This window comes from Novosphingopyxis sp., assembly GCF_965218915.1.
Taxonomy (GTDB): Bacteria; Pseudomonadota; Alphaproteobacteria; order Sphingomonadales; family Sphingomonadaceae; genus Novosphingopyxis.
The window spans coordinates 2,962,887-2,980,548 of record NZ_OZ244708.1 but is presented as its reverse complement, the minus strand read 5'-3'; the positions used below and the strand labels follow the sequence as shown (position 1 = coordinate 2,980,548).

Here is a 17,662-nt window from a genome sequence, read left to right as displayed (position 1 = left end):
TGTCATCGAATTTTGCGAGCATCGTCGAAAGGTGCCGGACCATGGGAGAGTTGATCATGAGGAAGACCGCATTCCTTTGCGCCGCCGGTTTTGGGGCTCTGGCCGTTTCCACCGCTGCGGCGGCACAAAATACCGAAGAGCAGATTTCCGGTGACGACACGGGCGTGTTCGACGACGACGACCAAGCACAAAATGGCAACACCATCGTCGTGACGGCGACGAAGCGCGAAACCACGCTTGCCGAGACGCCAATCGCCGTTTCCGTGGTCGACGAAGACACGATCGAGCAGGCGCAGATCCGCGATCTGACCGATCTCCAGTCGGTCGTTCCGTCGCTGCGCGTCAACACCAACCAGAACGCCTCGGCCACCACGTTCACGGTTCGCGGCTTCGGCAACGGGGCCAATAATCCGGGGATCGAACCCTCGGTCGGCGTGTTCATCGATGGCGTGTATCGCTCGCGGTCCGCGGCGCAGATCGCCGACCTTCCCAATGTGCAGCGCATCGAAGTGCTCCGCGGCCCCCAATCGACGCTGTTCGGCAAGAATGCCTCGGCCGGTGTTATCAGCATCATCACGCAGGAGCCGCAGTTCAAGTTCGGCGGATCGGCGTCGTTCACCTACGGCAATTACGACACCATCGTCGCCAAAGCCGACATCACCGGGCCGATCACGGACTCGATCGCGTTCAGTCTCTCGGGCGGCATCAACCGGCGCGATGGTTATGTCGACGTCACGAACCTGGACGAACGGATCAACGACAAGGATCGCTGGAACGCTCGCGGGCAACTCCTCATCGAGCCCAGCGACGCTTTGCGCATCCGCCTGATCGGGGATTACAGCAAGATCGACGATCTGTGCTGCGCAGGATTCAATCTGCTTGCCGGCCCGACGGCTCCGGCGCTGAACGCGCTGGCCGGCGGCCAGGCGCTCATTCCTGGAATGCCTTTCGATGATCGCATCCTGCTGAGCCGCGTGCCGCGGAACGAAATCGAGAATTACGGCGGATCGGGCCAGATCGATTTCGACATCGGAGCGTTCACCCTGACGTCGATCTCGGCCTATCGCGAACTCAGGGCCAAATCGTTCGACGATGGCGATTTCACATCGGTCGATCTAATCACCAACAACATCGCCACCGATATCGATACGTTCACGCAGGAAGTGCGCATCGCGTCGGATCTGGACGGCCCCTTCAATTTCCTGGTCGGCGGCTTCTATTTTCACGAAAACATCAATGCGCAGAACGACGTCGTGTTCGGCAACGGTGCGCGTCCCTATTTCAATCTTCTGAGCGGCGGCGCGCTCGCGACCGTGGAAACCATATTGGGGCTTCCCGTCGGAACCACCTTCAGCCAGGCGGGCCAGGGTACGTTCGACGAATTCGACTATTCGAACGACTCCTATTCGATCTTCGGCAGCGCCGATCTCGAAGTGACCGACCGCCTCACGCTGACCGCCGGCCTCAACTATACGAACGACAAGAAAGAGGTGGCTTCCAACGTCGTCACCACCGACGCATTCTCGGCGCTCGACCTGGTAAGGCTTGGCGTGGCGATCGGCGTGCCGCCGCAGTTCGCCAACAATCCGGCGGTCAACCCCCTGCTGGGTCTCCGCGCGCTCCAGTTCCTGCCGCCCTTCCTTCAGTTCCCCAATGCGGTGGAAGATGGGCGGACCAATGACGACGACCTGTCGTACACCTTGCGCGCGGCTTATGAGGTCAACGGCAACGTCAATGTCTACGCGACCTACGCGACGGGCTTCAAGGCGAGCTCGTTCAACCTGTCGCGCGATTCGCGGCCGTTCGCGTCGGATTTCATTCCCGGTTCGCCCGCCGCCGTGCCCGCCCCTGCGTCCTCGCCGATCCGCGATGCCGGCCTGGCCGTGCCCAATCTCACGACCGGCACGCGCTTTGCCGGCCCCGAGCAATCGGAAGTCTACGAGATCGGCATCAAGGGCAGTTTCCCGCGGGTTACCTACAATCTCGCGCTGTTCGACCAGACGATCGACGGCTTCCAGGGCAATGTGTTCACCGGGACCGGTTTCGTGCTCAGCAATGCCGGTACTCAGTCGACCAAGGGCTTCGAATTCGACGGCACCGTCACCCCGGTCGATCCGCTGACCATATTCCTCGCGGTGACCTATCTGGATGCCAAATTCGATTCGTTCCAGAATTCCGCGGTGGGCGATATTTCCGGACAGAGAGTTGCCGGGGTCTCGCCGATTTCCATGTCATTGGGCGCAACCTTTACGCAGGAGATTGGTGCCTCCACGCTCATTCTGCGCGGGGATTACCAATATGAAAGCCAGACGCAGGTGGCTCAGGGATTGCCGGGCTTCATCACCAGCGTGGGCGGCGTTCCGAATTTCGATGCGGCGATCGCGGTGGGTCGGCAGTTCAGGCGAGAGGTCAACGAGATCAACCTTTCGGCGAATCTGCAGCTGGCAAACGGCCTCGAGCTGTCCGCCTATGTCCGCAATCTGACCGATGATCGCTATCTGACCGCCATTTTCGACGGCGTCGGACAGGCCGGCAGCGTCTTCGGCTATACCAACACGCCGCGTACCTATGGCGGAACGATCCGGTTCAAATTCTGAAATGGCCTCTCCGGCCTCTCCTGGGCAGGCGGCGGGTATGCACGGCCGCCTGCCAATTTTTCTGGATTAACAGCCTAGCCATCTAGCGGAAGGGTTATCGGTGCCCCAGTACGGCCAGCCAGATGCTCCCGTCGTGACGGCTGCGACATACGGTATAGTCGCCCCGGCCAGCGCGCCCTCGCTGCCGTTGAAGACCGCCTACGGTTTCGGCTCCGTCGCCACCGGCATTACGGAAACCGGTTTCAACTATTTTCTGCTGATCTTCTATAGCCAGGTTATGGGCGTCGACTCCAGGCTGGTCGGCCTGGCGGTTACCATAGCCTTGCTGTTCGACGCCTTCAGCGATCCCATCGTCGGCTATTGGTCGGACAATGTGCGCTCGCGCTGGGGTCGCCGTCATCCGTTCATGTACGGCGCCGCGCTTCCCGTGGCCGTCAGCTATTTCCTGCTGTGGAATCCGCCCGCGGACTGGGCGCAGGAACAGCTGTTCTGGTACCTGCTCCTTCTGTCGATCCTGATCCGGACGTGCATCACCTTTTTCGAAACGCCCGCAAGCGCGCTGGCGCCGGAACTGACCAGCGATTATGACGAGCGTTCCACGATCCTCGGCTTCCGCTATTTCTTCGGATGGGCCGGCGGCAACGTGATGACGGTGCTGATGTTCTTCGTCATCTTCCCGGCGGCGGTTACGGCGACGATTTCGAACGGTCAGTTCAATCGCGATGCCTATGCGCTCTATGGGATCATCTCGGGCGTGCTGATCCTGGCGGCAATCATCGTTTGCGCAGGCGGTACGCATTCGCGCATCGCCGCGCTCGCGCCAGCCCCGCCGAAGCGGCAGCTGACGATCCGCACGATCTTCGGCGAAATGTATCAGACGCTCGCCAGCCGGTCGTTCGTCGCGCTGTTCGTGGGCGCCATGCTCGGCGCCGTCGCGACCGGTCTGTCGGCATCGCTGGCCTTTTACTTCACAACCTATTTCTGGGGGTTCAGCCCGATCCAGATCGGCATCATCGTGGCCGGCGTGTTCCTCTCCTCCGCGCTGGGCTTCGCCATCGCGCCCATTGCCTCGCGCCGACTGGGCAAGAAAAAAGGCGCGATGATCATCGGGCTGGTCGCCTTTGTCGGCTCGCCGCTGCCGATCATGCTGCGCCTGCTGGACGTGCTGCCGGACAATGGCAGCCCGTTCATCTTCTGGTTCGTGTTCGTCGCCAACACCATCGATACCGCGCTCATCATCTGCTTCCAGATCCTGACCTCCGCGATGATCGCCGATCTGGTGGAGCAATCCGAATTGCGCACCGGTCGCCGGTCTGAAGGCGTGTTCTTTGCGGCAGTGACTTTTGTCAAGAAATGCGTGCTGGGACTCGGGCTGCTGGCCGCCTCTTTCGTCCTGACGATAGCGGCCTTCCCCGCCGACGCTCAGCAGGGGGGAGTGTCGCCTGACACGCTGTGGCGGCTCGGCGCCTATTATGTGCCGACCATCCTGGCGCTATGGCTGAGCATGATCGCGGTCATATCGACCTATCGGATCGGCCGCAGCGATCACGAGGACAATGTTCGGGCGCTGTCGCAGAGACGGTCAGGCGAGCCAGGCCAATGACCGTTTCCTGGCCCGAAGACGGCGGCTTTCATGGAGCTGACTCAGCTGGTTTCCAGTCCATTCAGACTGGCGATCGATATCGCGTCCATCAGCCGGTCGACGGTCATATGCTCGATCGTCGGCGTCCATTTGGCGAGCCAGATCAGCATGCCGATGATCAGCTGGGCCACCAGCTGTGTGTCGCATCGGACGATCGAGCCATCTTTCACGCCGTCGACAAGAAACTGCTCAATCATCTTCTCCAGACGCTTGCTCCATTCGACCACGCGGTCGTGTTGATCCTCCTCCAGATAGGAATAGTCGCCAACGTAAAGCTGCGAGCCGTGGCGTTCCGCGTCCTCGATCATGTGGCGAATATAGTGACGGAGCCTCTCGGCTCCAGTCATGTCCAGTTTTTGGGCATTCACGAGCAGGCGTTCGATGCGTTCGAGCGACGCGACATGACAGGCATAGGCCAGCGCCTGCTTGCTCGGATAATAATAATAGAGCGAGCCGTCGCGCAGATCGAGCGCCGCGGCGATCTCGGTCATGGTCGAGAGGGCATAGCTTTTGCGATTGATGATCTCGGTGGCGGCCCGGACGATCTGCTCGCGCTTGCGGGCGGATTTGACGCTTCTGGCGCGCGGTTTTGCCTCGCTTTGCCGAGACGCTTCATGATCGACAGACTTTTTGGTGGCGACGTGACGGCTGCTCATCCTGCTTTCCTACCCAAGCCAGCAAAAAGCGCAAAGGCTAACCGCCGGCTCGGAAACTCTAGGTTGCATTAGAAAACAACGCATGGGAATATCCCAGTTTGCCGCCGACCTTCCAATTCAAGTGATGGGAAACGAACTTCAATGACCGCCTCGCAACCCGCCGTCCAAGCAGCCAGCGCGATCGATATCGATGCGCTGCGCGAGCGTTATCGTATCGAACGAGAGCGCCGCTCGCCCGATCGCGCGCCGCGAGGATATCGCGACATGCGCAAGGATTTCGGCACGATGCTGACCGATCCCTATAGCGAGCCGACCGATCGGGCTTCGGTCGACGATGAGGTCGACGTGCTCGTGGTCGGTGGCGGCTTCGGCGGCCTCATGACTGCCGCGCGGATGCGCGAGGCAGGTGTCGAGAAGGTTCGTATCGTGGAGGCGGGGGGAGATGTCGGCGGAACCTGGTACTGGAACCGCTATCCGGGCGCGGCCTGCGATGTGGAATCCTACGTCTATTTTCCGCTGCTCGAAGAGACCGGCTATATGCCCAAGGAGCGCTACTCCAAGGCCGCCGAGATACGCGAGCATTCGCAGCGGATCGCCCGGCATTTCGGGCTTTACGACTTGGCGTTGTTCTCGACCCAGGTCAGCGCGATGGATTGGGACGAAGACGCCAGGCGCTGGATCGTGCAAACCGACCGTGGCGATCGGATGGCGGCGCGTTTCGTCGTGCTCACCACGGGTCCGCTGAACAAGCCGAAACTGCCCGCCATTCCCGGCGTGGAGAGCTTCGAGGGCCATGCCTTCCACACCAGCCGCTGGGACTATGGCTATACCGGCGGCAGCGCGACCGAGCCGATGACGGGGCTGGCGGACAAGCGCGTCGCCATCATCGGCACCGGCGCCACCGCCATCCAATGTGTGCCTCCGCTGGCCCGCGACGCCAAGCATCTGTTCGTGTTCCAGCGCACGCCCTCATCGGTGTCGCCGCGCAACAATGCGCCTACCGATCCCGAATGGACCGCCAGCCTGAAGCCGGGCTGGCAGGACCGGCGGATCCGCAGCTTCACGGCTCAGTTCACCGACCAACTCCATATCGAGGATGAGGTCGGCGATGGCTGGACGGTGCTCGCCAACGCCGTGCGCGCGAAGATCACCGCCGGCCGGCCCGTGTCCGAAGCCGCGAAGCTGCTCGAAGAAGCCGATTTCGAGACCATGGCCGCGCTGCGCATGCGGATCGACGATGTCGTCGAGGATGACGACACCGCCGAGGCGCTGAAACCCTGGTTCAGCATCTATTGCAAGCGGCCCTGCTTTCACGACGAATATCTGCAGACCTTCAACCGCGACAATGTCACGCTGGTGGATACGCAGGGCAAGGGCGTCGAACGGATCACCGAAACCGGCCTCGTCGTGGACGGCAAGGAATATGAAGTCGATTGCATCATCTATGCCACCGGGTTCGAGGTCGCGTCGGACTTTGCCAGCCGCGCGGGCTTCTCGCTCCACGGCGTCGAGGGCATCACGCTGCCGGAAAAATGGAGCGAAGGCATGCAGACCTTTCATGGCCTGCACGCTCGCGGCTTCCCCAATCTGTTCTTCATCAGCCAGGCGCAGTCAGGCATGTCGGTGAACTTTCCGCACATGCTCAGCGTGCAGTCGAAACATGCCGCCCATATCGTCGGCTATTGCATGCGTTCGGATGTGAAGAAGGTCGAAGCTTCCAAGGAAGCCGAACAGGCGTGGACGGACCGCATCGTTGCGAAGAGCAGCGATCGCATTAAATTTCTCGAGGCCTGTACGCCAGGTTATTACAACAATGAGGGCGGGAGCCTTGAACGCGCAGCGCGCAGCATGCCGCTCGGCGAAGGGCCGCTGACTTTCATCGATATTTTGAACGACTGGCGCGAACAGGGCGAGTTCGAGGGGCTGGAACTGGACGGCGCGCTCGTTCGCGACAGCGAGGAGATGCAAACATGAGCAAGGCGAACGGACGCAAGTCCATATTCATCACCGGGGCGGGATCGGGCATGGGCCGCGCCACCGCGATGAAATTCGCGCGCGAGGGCTGGTATGTCGGCGCGTTCGATATCGCCGCGAAAGGACTGGAAAGCCTGAAAAGCGAGATCGGCGCCGACAACGGGCTGTTCCTGATCTTGGATGTGACCGATGCCGAGGCGTTCGGCGAGGCCATGGAGACGTTCGGCCGGGCCACCGGCGGCACGCTCGACCTCATGTTCTCCAACGCCGGCATCGGCGGCACGTCCGGCATGTTCGACGAATTGGCGTGGGACGACATCATGCAGGTGGTGAACGTCAATTTCCTGGGTGTGATGATCGGCATTCGCGCGGCCATGCCGTTGCTCAGCAACACGCCAGGGTCGCTGTGCCTCACCAACGCGTCATCATCAGCGATCTGGGGCACGGCGGGCATCGGCATCTATTCGGCGACCAAGCATGCCGTGCGCGGCCTGACCGAAGCTTTATCGATCGAGTTGAAGCGCCATGGCGTGCGCGCCGCCGATCTGCTCCCCGGGCTGATCGACACGCCGATCCTCTCCGACGGGATGCGCGGCATGGCTCCGGACGAGGGCATGTGGCGGCTGGTACCGGCCAGCGAGGTCGCCGACACGGTCTGGGCGGCCTACGCGCAGGACCGGCTCCACTGGTACGTTCCGGAAGAACTGCGCGATTTCCACCGGCAGGTCGTCGATAATCCCGAGCAGGTGCGCGAGGAGCGCACCGAGCTCGCGGCACAAATGGCCGCCCTGGCCCAATAGAGCAATTAGGAGAATTTCGCCATGTCGATCCTGAGCCAAAGCGGCCATCAAGCGCATGCGGATGGGGACGATAGCAGCGCGATTGCCAGTCTGAAGGCGGCGTTCGAAAAGCAGCGCGCGGCGTTCGCATGCGAACGCTACCCGACCTTGCGGCAGCGCCAGGAACGTATCCAGGCACAGATCGCCATGCTGGTCGGCAATCGCCAGCGGATCGGCGAGGCGCTGTCGAGCGATTTCGGCCATCATCCCAAGGGCGCATCGGACCTGATCGAGATGCTCGGCATCGTCGGGCGTGCGCAATATGTGCTCGAGCATCTCGAAGAATGGATGGCGCCGCAGCCGCGCGAGATCGATCCCACGGCGCTGGCCGACAGCCGCGCCTTCATCCGCAACGAGCCCAAGGGCGTCGTCGGCAATATCGTGCCCTGGAATTTCCCGATCGACATCGCGCTCGGGCCGCTCGCCGAAATGCTCGGCGCGGGCAACCGCGTCATCATCAAGCCGTCCGAATATGCGCCGGCCTGCGCGGAGCTGGTCGCCGAGATGGTGGCCGCGACGTTCGACGCCGATCTGGTCCATGTCGCGGTGGGGGGCCTCGAACTGTCGCGCGCCTTTGCCGCCACGCCGTGGGATCATCTGCTCTACACCGGCAGCCCCGACGTCGGGCGGCAGGTCATGGCCGCCGCGGCGGCGAACCTGACGCCGGTGACGCTGGAGCTCGGCGGGAAATGCCCCGCGGTCATGACACCGGGATCGGTCGACGCAAAAAACGTCGAATCGGTGATCGGCACGAAAATCATCAAGAACGGCCAGATGTGCATCAGCGTCGATTATGCGCTGGTGCCGCGCCAGGACATTCCCGCGTTCATTGATCATGCGCAGGCCTTCATGGACCGCGCCGCGCCGGGCTATGCCAAGGGTGAAGAATGCACCGGCATCATTTCGGATCGCCATCTTGGCCGGTTGAGCGCCATGCTGGAGGAAGCCGGAGCCCGGCAGACCCGGATCGTGACATTGGAGGAAGATCCGCGCGTCGATCCGGCTACGCGCCGGATGCCGCTGTCGCTGGCGATCGAACCCGATGCGGATTTGCGGATCATGACCGAGGAGATTTTCGGACCCATCCTGCCTATTATTCCCTATGACGATCTGGACGATGCGCTGGCGCATATCAACGCCGGCGAGCGTCCGCTGGGTCTGTATGTCTTCGGCGAGGACGATCGGGTCACGGACCGCATTCTCGCCCAGACCAGCTCGGGCGGCGCGGCGGTCAACACCTGCGCTTTGCAGGGCGGCCTCGCGTCGCTGGCGTTCGGCGGCAGCGGTAACAGCGGCATGGGCCGCCACCACGGCGTGGAGGGATTTCGCGAATTTTCCAATCCGCGCGGCATCGTCGTGAGAGGGCGGCAGCCCGATCATATCGATGCCTTCTACGCGCCTTACAGCAAGGCGGCGGCGATGGTGGATGCCGCGCTCGTCGCCGGATAGCTATCTGATAAACTGCGCTGGAAAACGGAATCCGGTGATGCCCCCACTGCGGGTGGCGCTTGCAAGCTCCGTTCGGATGGCACTTTCTCGCCAGCTTGGTTGGCACGGCTATTCTAAATCATCCGATGAACGAACCGCTCCACCAATGAGCCGCAAATGTTCTGACGACGGACACCGAGACGCGATCCGGGAATTGGCAAACTTCTTGAACGAGGCGTTCGGCGTCCAACATCGCTCGGTCTAAGAAAGTAGACGCAATCGACTTAGGTCCTGACCTTAGCTAAGCGCCTAAGAATTACATGTTTACACTTATTTCAGGAGAGCTCGGTAGCTTCAATCGCAAGAGCGGCGGTTATGACGGATAGCTGCTCGGATCGGCCTCAGTCCTGCCGTCCGCTGCTGCTATGGGCGCGGCACTTGGTCGGACCAATCGCTCCAACTGAATCTCGGCTTCGGCGGCCCGATAAACGCGGTGTTGTCGCTGTCGACCAGGCCCAAATTCGCTGGTGAAGTTTGACCCATCGCAGCCGCAAGGCCGAATTTTGCAATGAATATGTCGCGCTCAATCGATACACGCACCGTTTGCGCTTGGAATAGCTCCTGTTGAGCATCGAGAACGTTTAGCAAGGTTCGCGTCCCCATTTCAAATTCGATCCTCGCTCCTCGCAACGCTTTCTGGTTTGCTGATACCGCGAGCGCAGCCTGACGATATTGGCTGGCAAGCAGATTGAGGGTCGAATAGGCCGTGCGGACCTGACTGACCACGGTTCGTTCCGTGTCAATCCACTCCTGAGCGGCCTGAGTCTGCTGATGGATTGCTTGACGCACGAGTGAAGATGGCCCGCCGCCCTGATAGATGGGAATTTCAGCAGTTATACCCACTTCTACGGCAGTGCCTTGTTGTTTCGGCTCATACGGCAGCTCCGACGTGATGGAATTGAGATAATTGAAATATCGCACCGACGTCGAAGCACTAATACGTGGCAAGCGTTCGGCCTTAGCTGCCTTGACCCGATAGTCACTCGCCTCGATGCGGAGGCGTGCCGCACGGAGAATCTCATTGCTGTCCAGTGCCGTCTGAATAGCTTCTGCTTCTGTTGCTGCGGAGGGAAGTTCGAATTCAGGCTTTTCCAAACCTTCCGGAGCGTCGCCTACGATCGTAGTATATTCCTCACGTGCACGAAGCAGCCTGGCTTTTGCGCTGTCGACATCCGCGCGTGCCAACGCGATGCGCGCCTCGGATTGGGAAACATCCGTCAAGGTCAGATCGCCGATTCGGAACTGTCCTTCCACACCCCGGTGGTTGGACACCAAGCGGGAGACCTCTTCTTCAGCTAATTCGAGCACGGCTTGTTCGCGCAGCACATCGACATAAGCGATCACGGCGTTCAGCAGAAGTTCGCTTGTGGCCGCCTCAGTATTGCGCCAGCTGGCGCGATAGCTCAAGATTTCGGCACGCACCGCATTTTTGACCCGGCCGCCCAGATAAAGCGGAATGTCGATCGCCAAGTCAGCGCGCGTTCGCCGATCGGGATTGAATACGCTGGATAGCTGATACCGCAAGTTCTCTGTAATTCCCGCATAAACAAAAGCGCTAGGTCTACCTTCGATCTTTGCTTGGACGATCGTCTCGCTCTCGGCGGTAAGCGATGCTCTTCTTGCGGAAAGTGTTGGACTAAGCTCTATGGTCTTCTGCAGCGCGGACCTCAAGGTTTCCGCAGAGGCAGTTGGCGGTTCGATCACCATCAGACCTGCCGTTCCCGCCAAGGATCCAAACTTTAGTCCAGCGATCATGCCTCGCCAAAGCGTATAGCGCGCTTTCTCAAACCCCGTCATGAACCGAACGCCTCCCTGAACCTTATGCGGAGTTAGCAGCCGGAAAATTGATGGGCAGAAGAAATTTACTGTCAGATTGAAAGCTATGAATAGCAATTTTCCTGCTTCCGAACACGGCGAGGGTTGCAATTTACATTGCGCGGACGCTTAAAACCGCTGTTAAGACAGCGATACCCCGCGACTTACCGGGCATCTGGTCATCGCCTTCAAGTTGAAAGCTAATCTGTCTCCCTGCTGATCGACAGCGATATCTCATGTGATTATTGAAAGCTGTCGCACATAGGTCGGGGGGGGCCAGTTGAACATTACCAAAAGCGTAACCGGATTGTGCGTATTCAGCGCGTTCACATTGAGCAGCGCTCAAGGTGCACGAGCTCAGGACGACGTATTCGATTTCACGGGGCCATCCTTGGGAGTCGAAGCAGGAATTGTCGAACATCATTACTATATTGAAGAGAGCTTTCCGCAAAGCGACCAAGCAGATGGAAAATACTATCGCTCCTTCGGCCCCGGCGGCGGGGTTTTTCTCGGTTACGATATTCCAATCGGCGCAAACCTGATTTTAGGCGGCGAGGCATCACTCGTTATCGGCGGTGCCGACAACAGTGCCGATTTTGCCGATGGAAGTTTCGTGCGTGCCAAGCCTCGCTACGGCTATCGAATCGTTGGTCGCATCGGACGAAAAATGACTGACAGGTCGCTGCTTTACGCAACCTTTGGCTACGGTTCGCACAAATACCGGATTACCGCAGCAGGCGTAGACAACGTGAAGGCGACAGGACACAGTTTTGTTGTTGGGGCAGGGGGTGAATACCGTCTGTCAAAGGCAATTGGCGTAAGATTAGACTTTCGGCATCTGGACAACCAGTCGAACCAGTTGCTGATCGGTCTTCCTGTGCGGTTTTGAGGCCGGCCGATGACTAACTCGGAACCACCCGATCTGGAAAATATAACTCTCTATAGAAAGAGTACTAGCGGATCAGAGAACGAAGATAACCTCGCTTCGGAAATCAAGAGCTTGGTGAGAATCGCTAAAGAAATCGAGGCACGTGTTCGCGAACTCGATCACAAGAAAGAACTGTCGCGAAGATCACTAACCTCGACCGATAATATGCCGATCGATGGTCCCACTGATATTACCGTTGACCTCGCCAAGGCCATGATCACCCAGCAGCGTCAAATTCCGGTCTTCGAAGCGCCTTGCCTTTTCGATAATCGGAATTGGCTGCTCGTCCTGGAACTGTTTGTCGCCGATTATCACGGCGCGCGAATTTCGGTCAAGGAAGCGTCGTTTGCTTTAGGAGGAGCGAATTCAACCGCGCAGCGAAGGCTTCTGGCATTAGAAGCCCACGGCGTCATAGAGAGCCGCAATGACCCCGACGACGGTCGGCGCCGCCTGGTCGGCCTGTCCCAGAAAACGAGCGTCGTGGTCGCCCGGTTTCTAAGCGATTTCCGGCAGGCGAATGGCGAAACTTCGTTCCGTCTGCGCCTCCGCACGACCCATGTGACTGAAGAGCGCGACCGTCATCACCCAACATCTCCCGGAAGCGTCAAGAATTTAGACCCAGAAAAGGCTCGACCCACTTATGGGGTCAGTTCGGTTTTACAATCATGAAGGGTGTTGCCAAGTTTTCCGTGCCCAGAAAATCTCTTTGGGCATTCCAACTGTTTCCCAGGGAGGAAATGCTATGCGTGAACTTACGATTACCGAACTCGAGGTCGTTACCGGTGGCATGTACATGCAACAAGAATTGCCGGGGGACGATGGCGGCGGCTATTACGGCTACGGTCAGTCGAGCCTCACGGATATGGAGGATGGCTCCGGCGTATGGGCCGGCACGGCATATCAAGCCGATTCCGGCTATTTGCAGAACGAAGCGCAGGCGATGTCCATTGACTGGAAAGTCGAGGGACAGGTTGGCAATGGCGGATGGAGCGTCAAGGCCAGTGTCGGCGGAAAATGCTGAGTCGCGATTGACGGTCGGGCTGGCGCGCAATTCCGCGCGCCGGCCCGCTGAGCTCGACTTCATGAGCTGCCGATCAGCGAAGTTCGGCAGGCATCCATGAACGGTTCCAAATCTGCGGTTCTGAAAGCCGTAGCCGCGCCGGATGCGCGCGCGCCCAGCCGCGGATCGCTTGGGCAGTTTCTGTTACGATCGATTGCTAGGACTCCAATCGCTTGCCGTCGTCGCATCCTTCGCGATGCCTTTTGGATGTTCGGTCCCGTCCTTCTCGGTGCGCCGCCCCCAGGCATCGTCACTGCTTGCTCGAGAACGCTTTGCTTGTCTCGCAAGGACAGCGTCAAATTCCTCCGACGCTCATTGATGTATGATCTTCTGTTCCAGATAGAGTGGCTGGCTCTCGCCTATAGGTCGAAACGCGGACTATTGAGCGACACGCGGCATCTATCAGTAGATCGCCCGGCGGAATGGACTTGGTTGACCCAGCAAAAGGGCGCGATTTTAGGGACCATGCATTTTGGGCCTTATTCACTTGGGCTCGTATGGCTATTCCATCACTATTTTGCCGGCCGCACGGTTGTCATAATGAAAACCAGAACTAACGATGTGCATGAGCGAGCGGCCATCTCCCGGTTGTCCGAACTGGGCGTCGATCTGAGGTTCGCTTCTCCAGATTCTGTCGAGGAATCTTTCGAACTGGTGAAACTGGTTCGTCGCGGTGCCTTTGCGATCGTCATGGTCGATTTGCCGCACGGATATGGCCGAAGCTCGGTTGCCGGAACGCTGGGACACGAGCTGTGTTTCGCAGACGGCGCGATCGATCTCGCCGCTCTCTGCCAAGTCCCGCTTGTCCTGTTCACGACGCGCTCGGACATTACCGCAGACCGGATTGAAGTCGCTGAAATCTGCGAGGTGCGCCGTAACAATGAGCCGTCGCGCGAACGGGCCGTAAAAAAAGTTCATCGCTTCATTGCAGATAATCTATCCGCCTGGCCCGAGCAATGGCACATGTGGACCCGCTTCAACGAATATCAGCGGAGGGGGTGAAGGTCGTGAAGCGGAACCGCAAACAAAAACGCGATGGCGAAGACTTTAATATAGATTCTTCGGTGCTTCTCGCACGCCCCGTAATCGATCAGGTATTGGTCTATTTTTTCAGTCTGGTTTTTGTAGCTGTGCTACTCTACTCTTATTTCACCCAATATGCGAGAACTGAAAGCGCACGGGGCGAGATCGCCGCGACAAGCGGCTTTTCCACCATCGTTTCCGATGAAAGCGCCGTGGTGGTGCAGTTGTTCGTAAAGCCAGGCCAATCGGTTCGAGCGGGACAGCCACTGGCCAAACTCAATCGACCCAGGATCGTAAGCGAAGGCAACGACACTTTTACGCTATCGGTTTCGCAAATGCGCGAAGGTCTGCGAAATTTCGATCTGCGGATTGCCGAAAACGAGCACGCTGAAAGTGCTACGCGGCGGCAGATCGCAGCGGCGCAAAACGCAGCGGCCCTCTCCTATTCGTCCGCCGCCGAACGGCACGCGTTGACCCAACAAAGACGCTCGGTTGCGGCCGATCGACTTTCGGCAATTGAAGGGCTGGCAAACGAAGGAATGGTTACGGGAATGGCCGTTGATCGCGCCCGCGCGCAATCGCTCGACGTTATGCAGGAAACCGTAGCAGCCAAGCTCCAAATGAATGAGATTTCCCGCGGACGCGATGAGCGCGTTGCCATGTTGCAAGCCCAGATGCGAGAGTTTTCCCAGAATAGTTTGGCTCTGCAGGCCGAGCGATTGGCGACCCAAAAGCAGCTCGACGATCTGAAGGCAATGCAGAGCTTCAGCGTTGTAGCTCCAGCTGACGGTATAGTGGCGTCCGCTCCCATACGGCTCGGCCAGCGTCTTGAGCCGGGACAGCGCATATTTGCTATTTCACAACCATCGGCCAAGCTGAACGCAGTTTTGGAGGTTCCCTCCAAGGCCATCGGTTTGATCGAGCAAGGGCAGCGGGTTTCGCTTAAATATGATGCATTCCCCTTCCGCTCCTACGGGCTCCAATACGGCACGGTCATCAAGGTCGAAGAAGCATCGATCGAGGGCGGGGCAACGCTCGGCGAGCAAGACGCGGGGGCCGATCGAAGGTTCGTAGTCGAGGTGCGGCCCGATAAGGATACGATCTTAGCCTATGGTAACCCCCGGCCGCTGAAGGTCGGTATGATGCTTACAGCCGACATCGAGGTCGAACGGCGCAGCATCCTCCAGTGGTGGCTCTCCCCGCTCCTGAGCTTGAAAGGGAGACTGCGATGAACTTACATTCATTCGGAAGGCGACATTTACCGGTCATTACACAGGACTCAAACGGGGAATGCGGTCTTGCCTGCCTGACGATGATTGCAGCTTGGCATGGCCACCGCCTGGATCTGAGCCATCTACGAGCCTCCTACCCGACCACGCATCGTGGGCTTAGCCTAGCAAATCTGGCCCAGATCGCCGAGCAACTGAAATTCGACGTTCGCGGATATCAGATCGACGATTTGAACGATTTGGCCAGAGTAAGGCTGCCGGCGGTCTTGCACTGGGATAACAACCATTTCGTAGTCTTGAAATCCGTTAGAAAGCGGCAATTCGAGATTCATAATCCAGCGGTTGGTGCAAGAACCTTGCAGATCGAGGATGTGCGCGAGCACTTCTCAGGCTTTGTCTTGGAGGTGCAGCCCTCGCAAACCTTCAAGATTATTGTGCGCGATAAACAATATCCGCTCTCGAAGATCCTCGAGTTGACGCACGGACTAAGGACGTCGCTCATCCAGGTCATTTCGATTTCCCTAGTAGGCAGCGCGATCCTGATGCTCATGCCGCTTTTCGTACAGGCGGCCTTGGATTCCGTTTTGCCGAGAAACGACGTAGACTTGCTGGCTGCATTGGCGGTCGGATTGCTGATGGTATCCCTAACCAGCGCAATAGCAGATTATCTCAGGAGCCGGATCATCGCCAACGTTGGCGGCGCATTCTTTGCTCAACTGACCCGCAATGCCTTCGGTCATATTCTTAGACTTCCCCTTCGATATTTCGAATCGCGCCACCCTGGCGACATCGCTACGCGCTTGGAATCGGTAGATCAGGTGCGTAACGTCGTAACCCAATCTGTCGTGGCAGCGACCGTCGACGCGATCATGATCGTGCTCAGCGGAACCATTATGTTCCTCTACGCACCGATGTTGGCCATCATCGTCACGTCGATCTTTATTTTGGTCATCGCGATCCGACTATGGCTTTACCCGAAAATGCGCCGTCAAGGGGCGATAGCCTTAGCGGCGCGGTCGGAAGAGCGCTCCAAAATGATAGATGGCCTGCGTGCCATTGCATCCGTCAAGACGGCCAACGCGACCATTCCAATCGCCTCTCGTTGGTATGACAGCTTTGTTCGCTATGTAAATGCCAGCTTCCGCATTCAAATGACCGAGGCGCACGCTTCGTTGATGGTGGAAGTTGTAACCGCAATCGGCATGGCCGCCACGCTCTACCTCGGCGTCGCAGCAGTGCTCGCGCAGGAACTGACTGTCGGCATGCTCTATGCCTTTTTTACCTATCGATCGATCTTCTTCGATCGCATCGACAGTTCCGTCACCACCATGACACAGGTATCGATGCTCGGAGCGAACATGGGGCGACTGACTGATTTTCTGGAGGTGGACACGGAGCCAAGCTCTAACATCATCAGTCGCGAAATACGACATGGGGTAGAACTGCGCGACGTTTCGTTCAAGGCGGGATTTGCCGACAAGCCAATTCTTAAAGACGTCAATCTCCGGATCGATTGCAATCAAACCCAGACCATTTCTATACTGGGGCCTTCGGGCTCCGGTAAGACGACGTTACTCAAGATTATGGCGGGTCTTTACCAGCCCAGTTCGGGAACACTGGAGGTCGACGGTACACCGGTGGCGAGTTGGGCATTGACCGCTTACCGCAGCAATATCGGTCTGGTACTGGGTTCAGACAAACTGATGTTTGGTACCTTGACGGAGAATATTACCTCTTTTGCGATGGATCCGGACATGCCGCGGGTTCATGCTGCGTTGAGGGTCGCTTGCTTGCTGGACGAGGCAAAAGATCTCGATGCCGGGCTCGAAAGCATCGTGAGCGAAGAGAACGGCATTCTGTCAAGCGGTCAGCGAAGGCGGCTAATGCTTGCACGAGCCCTATACACAGACCCGCCCATCTTGTTGCTCGATGAAGTGACGTCGAACCTTGATGCCGAAACATCCGCCCGCGTTCTGGAAAATCTATCTCGGCATCCCGCGACGAAAATCATCACATCGCACGATCTGGCGGTGCTCAAGGTGAGCGATTGCATTTTGAGAATGGAGGCAGGAACTCTTCACCGCGTCGACGGCAATGAATTGGTAACTGATCATCAAAGGGAGGAAACACGTGTCTGACACAATATTCAACGAAGTCGCATCTTCGATCCGCCAGGTCCGCAGAGACAATTCGTTGACCATCGCTCCTGGTACCGAGATCACTTCGCTGGGAGTTGACTCGCTGGATTTCGTCGAGCTGCTGTTTAGCCTCGAGGAAAAATTCGACATCGAAATTCCGTTCAATGCGAACGAAGGTGGCGGCTTCCCGTTTGCGACGGTCGGCAGCGCAGCGGATGCCATCGAGGACATAATCGCTAAAAAACACAAGCCAGCGTGAGACGCGTCGCACTT

At 58.6% G+C, this 17,662-nt stretch carries 14 protein-coding genes; 12 read left to right on the top strand and 2 right to left on the bottom strand.

The window, feature by feature from the left end:
• Positions 1–56 precede the first annotated feature (56 nt).
• Both ACOQPC_RS14085 and ACOQPC_RS14080 read left to right on the top strand, forming a co-directional pair.
• Positions 57–2,597 carry a TonB-dependent receptor gene (locus tag ACOQPC_RS14085; RefSeq protein WP_420606344.1) on the top strand — a complete coding sequence of 847 codons (2,541 nt, stop codon included), beginning with the start codon at positions 57–59 and terminating at the stop codon, positions 2,595–2,597.
• Between the two features lie 133 nt (positions 2,598–2,730).
• Entirely contained in the window at positions 2,731–4,200 is a 1,470-nt protein-coding gene (locus tag ACOQPC_RS14080; protein ID WP_420606343.1) for an MFS transporter, read from the top strand.
• A gap of 41 nt (positions 4,201–4,241) precedes the next feature.
• Here the strand turns inward: ACOQPC_RS14080 and ACOQPC_RS14075 are convergent, their stop codons facing one another.
• Positions 4,242–4,895 (bottom strand): TetR/AcrR family transcriptional regulator, encoded by a 654-nt coding sequence (locus ACOQPC_RS14075; RefSeq protein ID WP_420606342.1) that lies wholly within the window; start codon positions 4,893–4,895, stop codon positions 4,242–4,244.
• Positions 4,896–5,036: 141 nt separating this feature from the next.
• Here ACOQPC_RS14075 and ACOQPC_RS14070 point away from each other — a divergent pair, with 141 nt between their 5' ends.
• From ACOQPC_RS14070 to ACOQPC_RS14060, 3 genes are read left to right on the top strand one after another with little or no spacing between them, the layout of a single operon-like run.
• Positions 5,037–6,869 carry a flavin-containing monooxygenase gene (locus ACOQPC_RS14070; protein WP_420606341.1) on the top strand — a complete coding sequence of 611 codons (1,833 nt, stop codon included), beginning with the start codon at positions 5,037–5,039 and terminating at the stop codon, positions 6,867–6,869.
• Complete coding sequence (locus ACOQPC_RS14065; RefSeq protein WP_420606340.1) at positions 6,866–7,669, top strand: SDR family oxidoreductase; 804 nt, start codon at positions 6,866–6,868, stop codon at positions 7,667–7,669. The genes ACOQPC_RS14070 and ACOQPC_RS14065 overlap by 4 nt, the downstream gene beginning before the upstream one ends.
• A gap of 21 nt (positions 7,670–7,690) precedes the next feature.
• Positions 7,691–9,157 (top strand): aldehyde dehydrogenase family protein, encoded by a 1,467-nt coding sequence (locus ACOQPC_RS14060; protein ID WP_420606339.1) that lies wholly within the window; start codon positions 7,691–7,693, stop codon positions 9,155–9,157.
• A 402-nt stretch (positions 9,158–9,559) separates the two neighbouring features.
• Here ACOQPC_RS14060 and ACOQPC_RS14055 read toward each other — a convergent pair whose 3' ends face one another.
• Positions 9,560–10,993, bottom strand: a complete 1,434-nt coding sequence (locus ACOQPC_RS14055) for a TolC family outer membrane protein (protein ID WP_420606338.1) — start codon at positions 10,991–10,993, stop codon at positions 9,560–9,562.
• Positions 10,994–11,291: 298 nt separating this feature from the next.
• Here ACOQPC_RS14055 and ACOQPC_RS14050 point away from each other — a divergent pair, with 298 nt between their 5' ends.
• The 7 genes from ACOQPC_RS14050 (at position 11,292) to ACOQPC_RS14020 (ending at position 17,648) form a co-directional block, all read left to right on the top strand.
• On the top strand, positions 11,292–11,900 hold the full coding sequence (locus tag ACOQPC_RS14050) for an outer membrane protein (protein ID WP_420606337.1): 609 nt from the start codon (positions 11,292–11,294) through the stop codon (positions 11,898–11,900).
• Between the two features lie 9 nt (positions 11,901–11,909).
• Positions 11,910–12,608 (top strand): hypothetical protein, encoded by a 699-nt coding sequence (locus tag ACOQPC_RS14045; RefSeq protein ID WP_420606336.1) that lies wholly within the window; start codon positions 11,910–11,912, stop codon positions 12,606–12,608.
• A 73-nt stretch (positions 12,609–12,681) separates the two neighbouring features.
• Positions 12,682–12,960, top strand: a complete 279-nt coding sequence (locus ACOQPC_RS14040; RefSeq protein WP_420606335.1) for a hypothetical protein — start codon at positions 12,682–12,684, stop codon at positions 12,958–12,960.
• Positions 12,961–13,317: 357 nt separating this feature from the next.
• A complete protein-coding gene (locus ACOQPC_RS14035; RefSeq protein ID WP_420606334.1) occupies positions 13,318–14,001 on the top strand; it encodes a hypothetical protein in 684 nt (227 codons plus the stop codon).
• 5 nt (positions 14,002–14,006) lie between these two features.
• Positions 14,007–15,254: an HlyD family secretion protein gene (locus ACOQPC_RS14030; protein WP_420606333.1), complete on the top strand. Its 1,248-nt coding sequence runs from the start codon at positions 14,007–14,009 to the stop codon at positions 15,252–15,254.
• A complete protein-coding gene (locus ACOQPC_RS14025) occupies positions 15,251–17,389 on the top strand; it encodes a peptidase domain-containing ABC transporter (protein WP_420606332.1) in 2,139 nt (712 codons plus the stop codon). Before ACOQPC_RS14030 ends, ACOQPC_RS14025 begins: the two co-directional genes overlap by 4 nt.
• Positions 17,382–17,648 carry a phosphopantetheine-binding protein gene (locus ACOQPC_RS14020; protein ID WP_420606331.1) on the top strand — a complete coding sequence of 89 codons (267 nt, stop codon included), beginning with the start codon at positions 17,382–17,384 and terminating at the stop codon, positions 17,646–17,648. The genes ACOQPC_RS14025 and ACOQPC_RS14020 overlap by 8 nt, the downstream gene beginning before the upstream one ends.
• Positions 17,649–17,662 lie beyond the last annotated feature (14 nt).